This is a genomic window from Isoptericola variabilis 225 (assembly GCF_000215105.1).
Taxonomy (GTDB): Bacteria; Actinomycetota; Actinomycetes; order Actinomycetales; family Cellulomonadaceae; genus Isoptericola; species Isoptericola variabilis_A.
In genome coordinates this window covers 1,677,833-1,691,671 of sequence record NC_015588.1, presented here as the reverse complement: position 1 = coordinate 1,691,671, position 13,839 = coordinate 1,677,833, and the positions used below count along the sequence as shown (strand labels likewise).

General features: G+C 76.4%; 12 protein-coding genes. 1 reads left to right on the top strand and 11 read right to left on the bottom strand.

Features of this window, described 5'->3' with window-relative positions; translation table 11 throughout:
- Positions 1-40: 40 nt before the first annotated feature.
- Positions 41-1,228, bottom strand: coding sequence for an LLM class flavin-dependent oxidoreductase (locus ISOVA_RS07825; protein ID WP_013838699.1), 1,188 nt, complete (start codon positions 1,226-1,228; stop codon positions 41-43).
- A 366-nt stretch (positions 1,229-1,594) separates the two neighbouring features.
- On the opposite strand from ISOVA_RS07825, the gene ISOVA_RS07820 reads away from it, so the two are divergent.
- Complete coding sequence (locus tag ISOVA_RS07820) at positions 1,595-1,939, top strand: RNA polymerase-binding protein RbpA (protein ID WP_013838698.1); 345 nt, start codon at positions 1,595-1,597, stop codon at positions 1,937-1,939.
- A gap of 108 nt (positions 1,940-2,047) precedes the next feature.
- Here ISOVA_RS07820 and ISOVA_RS07815 read toward each other — a convergent pair whose 3' ends face one another.
- From ISOVA_RS07815 to ISOVA_RS07770, 10 genes are all read right to left on the bottom strand, one after another.
- Complete coding sequence (locus tag ISOVA_RS07815) at positions 2,048-2,794, bottom strand: polyprenol monophosphomannose synthase (protein WP_013838697.1); 747 nt, start codon at positions 2,792-2,794, stop codon at positions 2,048-2,050.
- Positions 2,791-4,557 carry an apolipoprotein N-acyltransferase gene (gene lnt, locus ISOVA_RS07810; RefSeq protein ID WP_013838696.1) on the bottom strand — a complete coding sequence of 589 codons (1,767 nt, stop codon included), beginning with the start codon at positions 4,555-4,557 and terminating at the stop codon, positions 2,791-2,793. Before lnt ends, ISOVA_RS07815 begins: the two co-directional genes overlap by 4 nt.
- A 7-nt stretch (positions 4,558-4,564) precedes the next feature.
- On the bottom strand, positions 4,565-6,229 hold the full coding sequence (locus ISOVA_RS07805) for an amidohydrolase (protein ID WP_013838695.1): 1,665 nt from the start codon (positions 6,227-6,229) through the stop codon (positions 4,565-4,567).
- A 109-nt stretch (positions 6,230-6,338) separates the two neighbouring features.
- Positions 6,339-9,221, bottom strand: a complete 2,883-nt coding sequence (locus tag ISOVA_RS07800; protein ID WP_013838694.1) for a DEAD/DEAH box helicase — start codon at positions 9,219-9,221, stop codon at positions 6,339-6,341.
- On the bottom strand, positions 9,218-10,231 hold the full coding sequence (locus ISOVA_RS07795) for a diacylglycerol/lipid kinase family protein (protein ID WP_013838693.1): 1,014 nt from the start codon (positions 10,229-10,231) through the stop codon (positions 9,218-9,220). Before ISOVA_RS07795 ends, ISOVA_RS07800 begins: the two co-directional genes overlap by 4 nt.
- Positions 10,228-10,968, bottom strand: coding sequence for a twin-arginine translocase subunit TatC (gene tatC / locus ISOVA_RS07790; protein WP_013838692.1), 741 nt, complete (start codon positions 10,966-10,968; stop codon positions 10,228-10,230). The genes ISOVA_RS07795 and tatC overlap by 4 nt, the downstream gene beginning before the upstream one ends.
- Positions 10,969-11,004: 36 nt before the next feature.
- On the bottom strand, positions 11,005-11,304 hold the full coding sequence (locus ISOVA_RS16050) for a twin-arginine translocase TatA/TatE family subunit (protein WP_013838691.1): 300 nt from the start codon (positions 11,302-11,304) through the stop codon (positions 11,005-11,007).
- 63 nt (positions 11,305-11,367) lie between these two features.
- Positions 11,368-11,766 carry a hypothetical protein gene (locus ISOVA_RS07780; protein WP_013838690.1) on the bottom strand — a complete coding sequence of 133 codons (399 nt, stop codon included), beginning with the start codon at positions 11,764-11,766 and terminating at the stop codon, positions 11,368-11,370.
- A 10-nt stretch (positions 11,767-11,776) separates the two neighbouring features.
- A complete protein-coding gene (locus ISOVA_RS07775) occupies positions 11,777-12,802 on the bottom strand; it encodes a helix-turn-helix transcriptional regulator (RefSeq protein WP_013838689.1) in 1,026 nt (341 codons plus the stop codon).
- Entirely contained in the window at positions 12,795-13,820 is a 1,026-nt protein-coding gene (locus ISOVA_RS07770) for a helix-turn-helix transcriptional regulator (RefSeq protein ID WP_013838688.1), read from the bottom strand. The genes ISOVA_RS07775 and ISOVA_RS07770 overlap by 8 nt, the downstream gene beginning before the upstream one ends.
- Positions 13,821-13,839 lie beyond the last annotated feature (19 nt).

Below are 13,839 nucleotides of genomic sequence, written 5' to 3'. Positions count from 1 at the left end.
GCGGAGGGTGGTGCTGAGGACGGGTCGCGGTGGGCCCGGGTCACAGGCCGAACGAGCGGCCGCGCGCCGCCGGCTGCGCCTGCTCGGCGACCGTGCCGGTGTACGGGTCGGCGGTGTCGCCCACGTGGGTGGAGGCGACCTCGCCGCGCGCGCGGGCGGCGGCCACGCGCTCGGCGTGCGTCGGCGGGTCGAGGGGCACGTCGTCGGCGGGGCGCTTGGCCTCGACGATCCGGCGCAGCTCGGGCACGACCTCGCCCGCGAGCAGGTCGATCTGCTCCAGCACGGTCTTGAGCGGCAGGCCGGCGTGGTCGATGAGGAACAGCTGGCGCTGGTAGTAGCCGACCTCCTCGACGAACGAGCCGTACCGGTCGATGACCTGCTGGGGCGAGCCGACGGTCAGGGGCGTCTGGGCGCTGAAGTCCTCGAGCGACGGGCCGTGCCCGTAGACGGGCGCGACGTCGAAGTATGGACGGAACTCGCGCACGGCGTCCTGGGAGTTCTTGCGCATGAACACCTGCCCGCCCAGGCCGACGATCGCCTGGTCGGCGCGGCCGTGACCGTAGTGCTCGAACCGCTGGCGGTAGAAGCGCACCATCTGCTTGGTGTGGCTCATGGGCCAGAAGATGTTGTTGTGCAGGAAGCCGTCGCCGTAGTAGGCGGCCTGCTCGGCGATCTCGGGGCTGCGGATCGAGCCGTGCCACACGAACGGGGGCACGCCGTCGAGCGGGCGCGGCGTCGAGGTGAAGCCCTGCAGCGGCGTGCGGAACTTGCCCTCCCAGTCGACGACGTCCTCGGTCCACAGGCGGCGCAGCAGCGCGTAGTTCTCGATCGCGAGCGGGATGCCGTTGCGGATGTCCTGGCCGAACCACGGGTAGACCGGGCCGGTGTTGCCGCGGCCCATCATGAGGTCCATGCGCCCGTCGCTGATGACCTGGAGCATCGCGTACTCCTCGGCCAGCCGGACGGGGTCGTTGGTGGTGATGAGGGTGGTCGCGGTCGACAGGATGATGTTCTTCGTGACGCCCGCGAGGTAGCCGAGCATCGTCGTCGGGCTGGACGCGACGAACGGCGGGTTGTGGTGCTCGCCGGTGGCGAAGACGTCGAGCCCCGCCTCGTCGGCGTGCTGCGCGATGGTCAGCATCGCCCGGACGCGCTCCGTGTCGTCCGGGGTGCGGCCCGTCGTCGGGTCGGTGGTGACGTCGCTGACGGAGAAGATTCCGAACTGCACGGTGTTCAGCTCCCTGCTGGTGTGGTGGCGGCACGCGGCCGGGCGGCCGGACGTCGATGCATTTGCATGTACTTTCGCCCTCAACCGTGGTCACCTCCCGATTGTTCCCGCTGCCCCGCGCGTCCGCCCCCCGGCCGCCGGACGGGTGAGTTCCAGCACAACCACCCCCGCGGGCCGCCTCTCGAGTTGCGTGGGGCGGGTGCAGTCAGGACCCTGTGAGGAACACGCGCCCGGCGCCCGGCTCCACCGAGCGAGGGCCCGGCGCGCGTGCACGTTTCACGGGACCTTCACTCCCGGCCGGAACAACCGCACCCGGGCCGGCGTTGGACCCCTCGGCCCCATTCCCACCGACCTCAGGAGGACGACATGCCCGACCGGTCCCTGCGCGGCATGAGCATCGGCGCCAAGAGCATGGAGTCCGACGAGGGCGTCGACTTCGCCCCGCGGTTCCAGGCGCACTACGACTGCCCCAACGGGCACACGATCATCCTGCCCTTCTCGACCGAGGCCGAGGTGCCGCCCGTCTGGGAGTGCCGGTGCGGCGAGGAGGCGCTGCTGCGCGACGCCGAGAAGCCCGAGCCGAAGGCGTCCAAGCCGCAGCGCACCCACTGGGACATGCTGCTCGAGCGGCGCACCGTCTCCGAGCTCGAGGAGCTGCTCGACGAGCGGCTCGAGCTCCTGCGCTCGGGCAAGCTGCGCCGCTCCGCCTGACCGCCCGGGCGACGCCCGCGCGCCGGGCACCGTCCACCCCGTACGCACGAGGGCGGGCTCCCCACCGGGGAGCCCGCCCTCGTCGTCTGCGCATCCCCGCGCGCCGCCTCAGCGGGCGCGGCGCAGCAGCCCGCGCACCTGCTCCGCGCGACGCCGCACGCCCCACACCGTGACCTTGCGCAGCGCCTCGGCCACGATCGCGCGGCTCATCTTCGACTCCCCCGCCTCCCGCTCGACGAACGTGATCGGCACCTCCGCCACCGTGCCGCCCGCGCGCACCACGCGCCACGTCATGTCGACCTGGAAGCAGTACCCGTGCGACTCGACCGAGGCCAGGTCCACCCGCCGCAGCGTCGCCGCGGGGAACGCCCGGAACCCCGCCGTGGCGTCGTGCACCGGCATGCCGAGCGCCAGGCGCGTGTACGTGTTGCCGCCGCGCGAGAGCACCGCCCGGTGCCACGGCCAGTTCTCGACCCGCCCGCCGGGCACCCAGCGCGACCCGATGACCAGGTCCGCCCGCGGGGTGGCGGCGAGCCGCTCGAGCAGCCGCGGCAGCTCCTCGGGCCGGTGCGACCCGTCGGCGTCCATCTCCACGAGCACCTCGTACCCGCGCTCCAGGCCCCAGCCGAAGCCCGCGACGTACGCGGCACCCAGCCCACCCTTGCCCGTGCGGTGCAGCACGTGCACGCCCGGGTCCCGCGCGGCGATCTCGTCCGCGAGCTCCCCGGTCCCGTCGGGGGACGCGTCGTCCACCACGAGCACGTCCGCGTCGGGCACGGCGGCGCGCAGCCGCGCCAGCGTCCCCGGCAGCGACGCACGCTCGTCGTACGTCGGGACGACGACCAGGACGCTCACGCGCCCGCCCCCGGCGCCGGCCGCACGGCCGCGGCCGCACGGGCGGCCCGGCGCTCGCGGACGCCGGTGACCAGGCCGGCGGCGACGAGCGCGGCCGCGCCCGCCCCCACGACCCAGCCGGGCCAGTAGCCCGCGCGCACGGCCGGGGTCAGGGACGTGCGCAGCGGCAGGTCCGCCACGAGGTGGTCGGCCGTGAACAGCCCGGTCCGCGCGACGAGGGTGCCGTCGGGTGCGACGACGCCGGAGACGCCCACGGTCGAGACCTGCACCGCGGCACGGCCGGTCGTGATCGCCTGGAGGCGGGTCATGGCGAGCTGCTGCGTCGACTCGGCGGTGTACCCGAACGAGGCGTTGTTGGTCGGCACGACGAGCACCTGCGCGCCGCGCGCGACGGCGTCGCGCACGATCTCGTCGTAGGCGACCTCGAAGCAGATGACCGTGGCGAGCGGCACGTCGCGGCCGTCGGCCGGCAGGTGCACGACCGCGGGCTCGTCGCCGGGGATCATGTCGGTCTGGACGCGGTCCACCTGGTCGCTGAAGATCCGCACGAAGCCGCGCAGCGGGATGTACTCGCCGAACGGGGCCGGGTGCTGCTTGGCGTACCGCTCGGTCACGCCGGCCCCGGGCTCCCACAGCAGCGCGACGTTGTAGCGCCCGCCGGTGTCGGGGAACTCCTGGGCGCCGACGAGGATCGGCGCGCCGACGGCGCGCGCGGCGTCGTCGATCGCGGCACCCACGTCGAGGGCGACCTGCGGGTCGAGGTCGGAGCCGTTCTCGGGCCACAGCACGACGTCGACGGCGTCGCCGTCGCCCGTGCCGTAGGCGCCCGCGTCCTGGGCGGCGGCGATCGCGTGCGTGCCGTCGAGGTGGTTGTTGAGCACCTCGGCCCGGTTGGCGAAGGAGCCGAGCCCCGGCTCGGACACGTTGCCCTGCACCGCGCCGGCGCGCAGGACACCGGCCTCGGCCGTGGCGGTCCCGGCGTCGACGACGGCGGCGCCGCGCGGCGCGCCGGGCCCCGGGGTGCCGGCCAGGTCCGGGTCGCTCGCCAGCGGCAGCGCGGCCGGGCCGAGCACGAGCACGGTGGCGGCGGCGAGCATGCCGGCGGCCGACGGCAGCCGGCGGCCGCGTCCGGCCGGCGACGCGACGAGCCGTCCGACGGCCAGCGCGAGCAGCACGCCCGCGCCCGCGACGAGCAGCGACACGAGCGTGGTGCTGCCCAGCCAGGCGGCGCGCCCGGTCGGCGCCCCGGCCACGGTCCACGCGAGACGGCCCCACGGGAACCCGCCGAACGGGATCTCCGAGCGCCACTGCTCGACCGCGACGAAGACCACGGCGAAGGCGGCCGCGCGGGCCGCGGGCCGGTCCCGGAGCCACGCCGCGCGCCGCGCCCACGTACACACGACGCCGAACAGCGCGAGGAACAGGGACTGGAGCACCGCCAGGGCGATCCACGGCACGGTGTCCGTGGCGTGGTTGGCCCACCAGATGTGCGGCAGCCAGAACGTCAGCCCGGCCAGGAGGCCCACGAGCGCGTTCCAGCCGGCGGCGCGGCCGGTGTCGCGGCGCAGCGCCGCGTACAGCAGGGCCACGGCCACGATCGCGAGCGGCCAGGCACCGACGTCGGGGAACGCCGCCCACAGCGCCGCACCGGACGCCACGGCGAGCAGCAGCGTCACCGGACGCGAGACCCACGGCGACGACACGCGGGCAGCGTACGTCACGCGGGCGGGCGCGGGGTGCGCCGGGAAGGTCGTGCTCGTCACGGCCGCCTCACCCGAACGTGTCGTGCAGCACGACGCCGGCGCGCACGGTCTGCAGGCACACCGGGTCCGGCTCCCCCGCCGACAGGTCGGGCAGCAGCGGCTGGCCGGCGCGAGCCTCGGGGTTCCACTGCGACAGCCGGCCGGGCGCCGACTGCACGGCGAGGTGCTCGGCGCGCCAGACGGCCAGGTGCGCGGGCGCGCCGACGCGCAGCTCGCCCGCGCCGGTGTGGTCGAGCCCGGCCAGGCGCCACCCACCGCGGGTGTGCGCCCGGAACGCGGCCCGCGCCGAGATGCGCTGGTCGGGGTCCTCGTGCGTGATCGCGGCCCGCACGGCCTGCCACGGGTCCAGCGGCGTCACGGGCGTGTCCGAGCCGAACGCGAGCGGCACCCCGGCGCTCGCCAGGTCCGCGAACGGCGACAGGCCGGCCGCGCGCGCGACCCCGAGGCGGGCGGCGTACATGCCGCGGCTGCCGCCCCACGTCGAGTCGAACGCGGGCTGGACGGACAGCGCCACCCCGTACAGCAGCAGCGCGGCGAGCGCGGTCGCGTCGACGAACAGCGCGTGCTCGACCCGGTGGTGCGCGGCGCGCAGCGGGCCCGGGCCGTGCTCGGCGGCGGCGAGCTCGAGCCCGCGCACCAGCTCGTCCATCGCCCGGTCGCCGATGACGTGGAAGCCGCCCTGGGTGCCCGCGGCCGAGCACGCCGCCAGGTGGGCCGCGATCTGCTCGCCCGTGAGGTACAGCCGGCCCGTCGGGTGGTCCTGGCCGGGCCCGGGGACGAGGTCGCTGTACGGCTGGCGCAGCGCGGCCGTGCGCGACCCGAGCGAGCCGTCGACCACGAGGTCGCCCGCGATCCCGGTGAGGAACGGCAGGTCCGCCAGCAGCCCGCGCGCGTCGTCGACCGTCTCGCACAGCTCGCCCCGGTAGGCCGCGACGTGCGGCAGGCCGCCCGCCGGATCGGCCGTCAGGGCCACGAGCTCGCGCAGCCCGTCGCGCGTGTCGACGTGCGGGGCGCTCATCTCGTGCAGGCTCACGATGCCGCGGCGCGCGGCCTCCTGCAGGGCGCGCCGGTAGGCCCGCGTGCGGCGCGGTGCCGGCAGGTCGTGCGCCACGGCGCGCGCCGCGTGGTGCGCCTCGCGGGTCACCAGGCCCGACGGCTCCCACCCGGGCAGGCGCTCGAGCCCGGCGCTCGCGGCGAGCGCGGACGACACGACGGCGGAGTGCCCGTCGACGCGCGCGGCGTACACGGGCCGGCCGCCGCACGCGGCGTCGAGCTCGTCCGCGGCGGGCGCGCGGCCCTCGGGCCAGCCCTGCTCGTCCCAGCCGAACCCGAGGAGCACCTCGGTGCCGGCCGGGTCCTGGGCGGCCAGGCGCGCGGCGCCGTCGTGCAGGGCGCGCAGCGCGTCGGCGAGCGAGCGGACCCCGCCCTCGGGCGACAGGTCGACCGACTCGAGCGCGAGCCCGGTCTCGAGCACGTGCGCGTGCGCGTCGACGAACGCGGGCGCCACGAGCGCGCCGTCGAGGTCGATCACGCGGTCGGCGCGCGCGGCGAGCCCGGCCGCGGTGTCCTCGGACCCGACCCACGCCACGACGCCGTCGTCGACGAGCAGGGCCTCGGCGAAGGGGTCCGCGGACGAGTGGACGACTCCGTTGCGGTAGAGGGTCGACGTCACGGCCTGCACTCTATGGCACGCGGGGCCGGTGGATCTTCACGGGTTCGTCACGATCGTCCTGCGAGGACGCGCGCTCCCCCCGCCCGGCGGCCCCGGCGTGCGACGGGCGTCACACGCTCGAGTAGGCGACGACGCCGCGCAGCACGGCGTCCTGGGCCTTGCGCGCGGTCGAGCGCAGGCCCGGCCGCGGGGCGGCCTGGGCGAGCTGGTCGAGCACGTCCACGACCTGCTTGCACCAGCGCACGAAGTCGCCCGCCGCGACGTCGGTGCCGCGCAGCACCGCGTCGAGGCCCTTGCCCGACGCCCACCGGTGCACGGGCGCGACGAGGCCGAGGTCGAGCGGGCCGGTGACCTCGAGCCGGTGCTCGGACTCCAGGTCGGTCACCTGCGACCACACGCGCACGGTCTCGTCGAGCGCGTGGGCGAGCCGTCCGGCCGGGCCGCCCGGCACGTACGGCTCGACGGGCTCCTCGCGGCGGCCCGAGTAGACGACGGTCGACACCGCGGCGGCGAGGTCGGCCGGGCCGAGGCCGTCCCACGTGCCGCGGCGCAGGCACTCGGCGAGCAGCAGGTCGTTCTCGGCGTACAGGCGGCGCAGCCACCGCCCGTCGTCGGTCACGCGCAGGCCCGCGCGCTCGGCCGGCTCGAGGTACCCGAGCGTGACGAGCACCTCGCACGTGCGGTCGAACGTGCGCGCGATCGACCCCGTGCGGCCCTCGACGCGGCGCACGAGCGTGTCGTGCTCGCGCTTGAGCCGCTCCCAGCGCTCGGCCCACCGGGCGTGGTCGTCACGGTCGGGGCACCCGTGGCACGGGTGGGCGCGCAGCGCGGCCCGCAGCCGCTGCAGCTCCCGGTCGGACTCGGCGTCGGAGCGGCGCCTGCCGCCGCGCCCGCCCCGGGTGCCGTCGCCGGCGTCGTCGTGGAACGCCCCCAGGGCGTTGCGCATGCTCGAGGCCAGGTCGCGGCGCGCGTCGGCCTTGCGCGGGTTGAACCCCTTGGGGATGCGCACCCGGGTCACGGCCTGCACGCCGTCGGGCACGTCGGCGAGGGTGAGCTTCTTGACCTGCTTCTCCTGGGTGAGCACGGTGGGCCGCGGGCCGTCGAAGCCGCCCTCGTGCGTGCCGGGGTCGAGCACGAGCACGTACCCGCGGCGCCGCCCCGACGGCACCTCGACGACGTCGCCGCGGCGCAGCCGCTCGAGCGACGCGATCGCCTCGGACCGGCGGGCGCCCGACGCGGCGCGCGACAGCTCGCGCTCGCGCTCGGTGATGGCCCGGCGGATGCCCATGTACTCGGCGACGTCGCCGCGCTCGCACGACATGGCCTCGGCGTACCCGTCGAGCGCCTCCGCGTGCGCCTGCGCCTGCTTGGCCAGGCCGACGACGCCGCGGTCCGCCTGGAACTGGGCGAAGCTCGTCTCGAGCACCTCGCGCGCCCGGTCGCGGCCCACCTGCGCCACGAGGTTGACGGCCATGTTGTACGTGGGCCGGAAGCTCGAGCGCAGCGGGTACAGCCGCTTGGACGCCAGGCCCGCGAGGGCCACCGGGTCGAGCCCGGGGTGGTCGACGACGACGGCGTGCCCCTCGACGTCGATGCCGCGCCGGCCCGCCCGCCCCGTGAGCTGGGTGTACTCCCCCGGCGTGACCGGCTGGTGCGCGGTCCCGTCCCACTTGACGAGCTTCTCCAGCACGACCGACCGGGCCGGCATGTTGATGCCGAGTGCGAGCGTCTCGGTCGCGAACACCACCTTGAGCAGCCCGCGCGCGAACAGCTCCTCGACCGTCTCCTTGAACACCGGCAGCAGGCCCGCGTGGTGCGCGGCGATGCCGCGCGCCAGGGACTGCTGCCACGTCCAGTACCCGAGCACCTCGAGGTCCTCGGCCGGGATCGTGGCCGTGCGCTGCTCGACGACGCGGCGGATCTCCGCCTCCTCCTCGGCGTTCGTCAGGCGCAGCCCCGAGTGGAGGCACTGCTCGACCGCGCCCTCGCACCCGGCGCGCGAGAAGATGAAGTAGATCGCCGGCAGCAGGCCCTCGCCGTCGAGGGCGTCGACGACGGCGAACCGCGGCGGCGTGCGCCGCTGCGGCACGAGCGACGCGCCGCCCGCGGCGCGCCCCGGCCCGCGGCCGCGGTACCCCCGGTCCCCCTTGCCGCGGTGCCCGCCGCGCCCGCCGCGCGCGCCGCCGTCGGACCGTCCGTGCGTGCGGAACACCGCGTGCAGGTCGGGGTTGATCGGCGGGTTGGTGCCCGGGTCGGTCGGGTCCACGTGCCCCGCGTACAGGTCGAACAGGCGTGGGACGCCGCGCGGCTCGGCCGAGGACACGATGACGTGCTGCCACAGCGGCACGGGCCGGCGCTCGCTGACGACCACGGCGGTGTCGCCGCGCACCATCTCGAGCCAGTCGCCGAACTCCTCGGCGTTGGACACGGTCGCCGACAGCGACACGAGCTGCACGTGGTCGGGCAGGTGGATGATGACCTCCTCCCAGACCGGGCCGCGGAACCGGTCGGCGAGGTAGTGCACCTCGTCCATGACGACGTAGGCGAGACCGTCGAGGGTGCTCGAGCCCGCGTACAGCATGTTGCGCAGCACCTCGGTCGTCATGACGACGACGGGCGCCTCGGAGTTGATCGTGGTGTCGCCGGTGAGCAGACCGACGTTCTCGGCGCCGTGCCGGCGCACGAGGTCGCCGTACTTCTGGTTGCTCAGCGCCTTGATGGGCGTGGTGTAGAACGCCTTGCCGCCGCGCGCGAGCGCGAGGTGGACCGCGAACTCGCCGACCACCGTCTTGCCGGCGCCGGTGGGGGCCGCCACGAGCACGCCGCGGCCCTCCTCGAGCGCGACGCACGCGTCGACCTGGAACGGGTCGAGCTCGAAGCCGAGGACCTGGCGGAACCGGCCGAGCTCGCCGACGGCGTCGGCCCGGTCGCGGGCCTGGCGGGCCTTGGCTGCCGCGTACCGCTCGGCGGGGCTGAGTGCGTCGGCCGTCATGCGCCCCAGCCTACGGGCGGCGCGAGCAGTCGCAGCGCGCCCGGCACGGCCTCGGCGCGCAGCGGCGGCGCGCCCAGGTGCTCGCCGTCGGCGTGCGCGGGCGGCAGGGGCGGCTCGCCGGGGCGCGCGGCGTCGGGCCCGGGGCGGACGGTGACGGACCGCGCGCGGACGACGTGGACGTCCGGGTGGTGCACGTGCCGTCCCGCGTACATGGTGGGGAAGAGCGCCGCCGCGGTCGCGCGGGTGCGCACCGTGGCGACGACCACGTCGAGCAGCCCGTCGGTCGGCGAGGCGTCGGGCGCGACGCGGATGCCGCCGCCGATGCGCGGGGTGTTGGCGACCGTGACCAGGGCGGCCCGGCCGTGCCACGTAAGCGCGCCGGGCGGCCCGGTGAGTGGCAGGCCGCCGTCGTCGACGACGCCCGCCAGCTCGAGCGTGTACGACCAGGCGCGGAACGTGGCGATCTCCGCCAGGGCGGCGAGCGTGTAGCGGGCGTTGCCGCGGGGGCGCCGCATCGCGTTGGCGCGGGCGGTGACGGCGGCGTCGAGCCCCGCCGACACCGCGCCCGCGCACCAGCGGTCGTGCCGGGCGCCGGCGCCGGTCACCCGGACGGCGTCGACGGCGCGGGTGCTGCCGGCGTCGAGCGCGGCCCGCAGCACGGCGCACGCGGCGGGCGTGTCGCGCACGGGCAGCCCGACGACGGACGCGACGTCGTTGCCGGTGCCGACCGCCACGACGCCGAGCGGGGTGCCGGTCTCGGCGGTGGCCTGCAGCCCGAGGTGCACCATGCCGTCGCCGCCGACGACGACGAGCGCGTCCACGCCGTCGGCGACCGCGCGCCGGGCGTGCTCGAGGGCGAGGTCGGCGGTGCGCCCGGACAGGTCGAGGACCTCGTGCCCGTCGCCGGCGAGCGCGGCGAGCACGTCGCCGCCGACGGCGCGGCCGCGCCCCTTGCCGGCGGTCGGGTTGACGACCACGCCCAGCCGCGACGGCGGGCGCCGCCGGGTCACGCGGTGGCCGCCACGCGGCGGCGGTCGGCCCGCCGGTCGTGCAGGAGGCACACGCCGCACGCGATGAAGTACAGCGCGCAGATGGGCAGCGCGACCCAGAACATCGTCAGCAGGTCGGGGGTGGGCGTCATCATCGCCGCGAACAGCGCCGAGGCGAGCACCGCCCAGCGCCACCCGGCCAGCCACGTGCGCCCGCGCACGGTGCCCAGGAAGTTGAGGACGACCATGATGACCGGCAGCACGAACGCCAGGCCGAACGCGATGATGAGCCGCATGACGAAGCTCAGGTAGGTGTGCGCGGCGATGAGGTTCGAGCTGCCCTCGGGCACGAACTCGTTGAGCAGCGCGACCGCGCGCGGCAGCAGCAGCCACGCCAGGCCCGCCCCGGAGAGGAACAGCGGCACGGCCGCGGCGAGGAAGCCGTACGCGTACTTGCGCTCGGTGCGGGTCAGCCCCGGGTTGATGAACGCGAACAGCTGGTAGAGCCACCACGGGCTCGAGACCAGGAAGCCGAGGAACAGGGACACCTTGACGCGCACGTCGATCGCCGTCGCGACGCCCTCGAAGTTGAGCCCGATGAGCGCGCCGCGGCGCGCCGCCGCGTCCTCGAGCGGCTGGGTCAGCGCCTGCAGCAGCGGGTCGTAGAGGATCCAGCCGAGGATCGCGCCCAGGAGCAGGCCGATCGCCGACAGGAACAGTCGCTTGCGGATCTCGAGCAGGTGCTCGCGCAGGGGCATGCGCCCCTCAGGGTCCCGGGTGGTGCGCGGCACCGCCTAGCCCTGGTGCTTGGGGTCCGCGGGACCCGCGGCCTGCGGCGACGCGTCGGCGGACGTCGACGACGACGTCCCGCTCGCGGGAGTGCCCGGCGTGGCGCCCGGCGTGGTGGTGTCCGAGCCCTCGGCGGAACCCTCGGCGGGCTTGCCGTCCTCCTTGAGCTCGCGGACCTCCTTCTTGAAGATCTTCAGCGACTGCCCCACGCTGCGCGCGAAGTCGGGCAGCCGCCGGGAGCCGAAGAGCAGGACGACCAGCAGGATCAGGACGATGATCACCGCGGGGTGACGGAGGATGTTCACGAAGACAGCTCCCGTGTTCGCTCGTGCACGCGGCACCGGCCGGCCCGCGCCTACGCCGCCAGTCTAGGGCAGGCGGGTGCGCCGCAGGCCACCCCCGGCCGCGGCCCGCTTCTGCGCGGTGCGCCGCTCGAGCCACGACGCGCGGGACCACTCCTGCCACGTCGCGCGGTGGCGCACGAACCGCGCGTCGCGGCGCGCCCGCCGGGCCTCCCGGCGCTCGCGCACCCGCTCGCGCAGCACGGTGACGTCGTCGAACAGCGTGGGCGAGGTGTCGACACGCCGCGCCTCGGCCTGCGCGACCGCGGCCGACACCCGCTCGCCGGACGACGACAGGGCGCCGCCCGCCGCCGCGACCTCGCGCAGCAGCCGCACGACCGCGCGCCACAGGGACCGGCCCAGCAGGAACGCCCCGCCGGCCGTGGCGAGCACGAGCGGCACCCACACGAACCACCACCACGACATGGCGGCCAGCCTACGCGCCCGCGCCCGGCGCACCGCCGGTGTCACTGCCGGTGTCACTGCGGGACGCCTCGCCGTAGGCGGCCAGGGCCGCCCGCGCGGCCGCGGCGACGTCGGCGGCCACCTCCGGAGGGGCCACGGCCCGCACGTCCGGCGCGTTCGACAGCAGCAGGCGGCGCAGCCACGCCGGGTTCGTCACCCGCAGGCGCACCTCGAACGACCCGTCCGGCAGGTCCCGCACCGACTCGGCCGGCACCTCCTCCGCGACCCACCGCGCCGGCGACGCCAGCACGAGCGTCGCCACGGGAGCGCCCGGCCCGCCCGAGGCCAGCACCGACGCCGACACGTCGACGTCCGGGTCGACGTCGTGCGGCTCGGCCGCCGCCTCGAGCACCTCGGCCGCCAGGATCCGGTCCGCCCGGAACGTGCGCCGCCCGCCCGCACGCAGGCACCACGCCACCAGGTAGGTGCGCTCGTCCTGCGTCAGCAGCCGCACCGGGTCCACGTCCCGCTCCGAGGCCACGTCCGCCGCGTTGACGTACCGGATCCGCAGCCGCCGCCCGTCGGCCAGCGCCGCCGACACCGCCGCCAGCACCTCCGGGTCGCCGTCGCCCGCCAGCCGGACGTCGACGGCGCTAGCGGCCTCGCCGGTCGCGGCGGTGAGCTTGGCGAGCGCCGAGCCGACCACGGCCGCCCGGTCGGGGTCCGCCTGGACCGGCGGGGACGCGTGCATGGCGCGCAGCGCGGCGACGAGCGCGACGGCCTCGCGCGTGCCGAGCCGCAGCGGGCGGGTCATGCCGCGGGCGCGCGTCAGGTGGACGACGCCCTCGTCGAGCGAGAACGCGTCGAAGTCGATGAGGTCGTCGGGCATGTACCCGGGGGTGCCGGAGACCCACAGGGCGTCGACGTCCTCGCGCACCTGGCGCGGGCTGACGCCGAACCGCCGCGCGAGCTCCTCGACGCGCACCGGCCCGGCCCCGTCGAGGTACGCGACCAGGCCCAGCAGGCGCACGAGCCGGTCGTCGGCGCGCTCAGCCACGGCCCGCCTCCTCGTGCCCCGCGGGCGCCGGGGGCGCCGCGTCGAGCCGGGCCGCCGCGCGCAGCCGGTGCAGCACCTCGCGGCGCAGGTCGTCCGGCCCGAGCACGACGACCGCGTCGGCGTAGCCCGCGACCTCGTCCGCGAACGCGGACCGGCTGCGGAACGGCACCTCGAGCACGTCGCGGCCGTCGGTGCGCGCCGGGTGCGCGGACGGGTCGACGACCTTGGCCCGCGCCCGCACCGCCTGCGCGCGCTCGGGCACGACCGCGAGCACCGCGGTGCGCTCCGCCCCGACCCGCTCGCCCAGCATCGCGTCGACGTCGACGTCCGGGATGTCGAACGCCCCCGCCGCCCCGGCGACCCGCACCCGGCCCGTGATGCGCGACAGGCGGAACACGCGCGGCGCCCCGCGGTCGCGGTCGAACCCGGCCAGGTACCAGCCGCCGCCGCGGGCCGCGATCCGCCACGGCTCGACGTGCCGCGTGCGCTCCTGGCCCGTGTTCGCCGCCCGGTACCGGAAGCTCACCACCCGCCGCTCGGAGATCGCCTCGAGCAGCGGCCCGTACGCGTCCCCCGCCGCCCGCACCCGCGGCGTCAGGCCCGCCACCGCGTCCGCGGCCGCCTCCCCCGCCCCCGCCGCGCGCAGCTTCGTCATCGCCCGCGAGATGTCGGTGCGCAGCGTCTTGTCCGACCACAGCTGCGCGGCCAGGGCCACGACCCCCAGCTCGGCCGGCGTCAGGTCCACCGGCGGCAGCGCGTACGCGTCGTTGTCGATCCGGTACCCGACCTCGTCGCTGTGCCCGCCCGCGTCCACCGTCACGATCGGGATGCCCAGCGAGCGCAGCGTGTCCTTGTCCCGCTCGAACATCCGCTCGAAGGCCTCGGTGCTCGGCGCGTCCGCGTACCCGGCCACGCCGGCGCGCACCTGCTGCTTGGTCATCGCCGCGGACGTGTTCACGAGCGCGATGACGAGGTTGAGCAGGCGTTCGGCCGGCGGCACGGACGGAGTCGGGGGCATCAGGTACACGGTAGTCGCC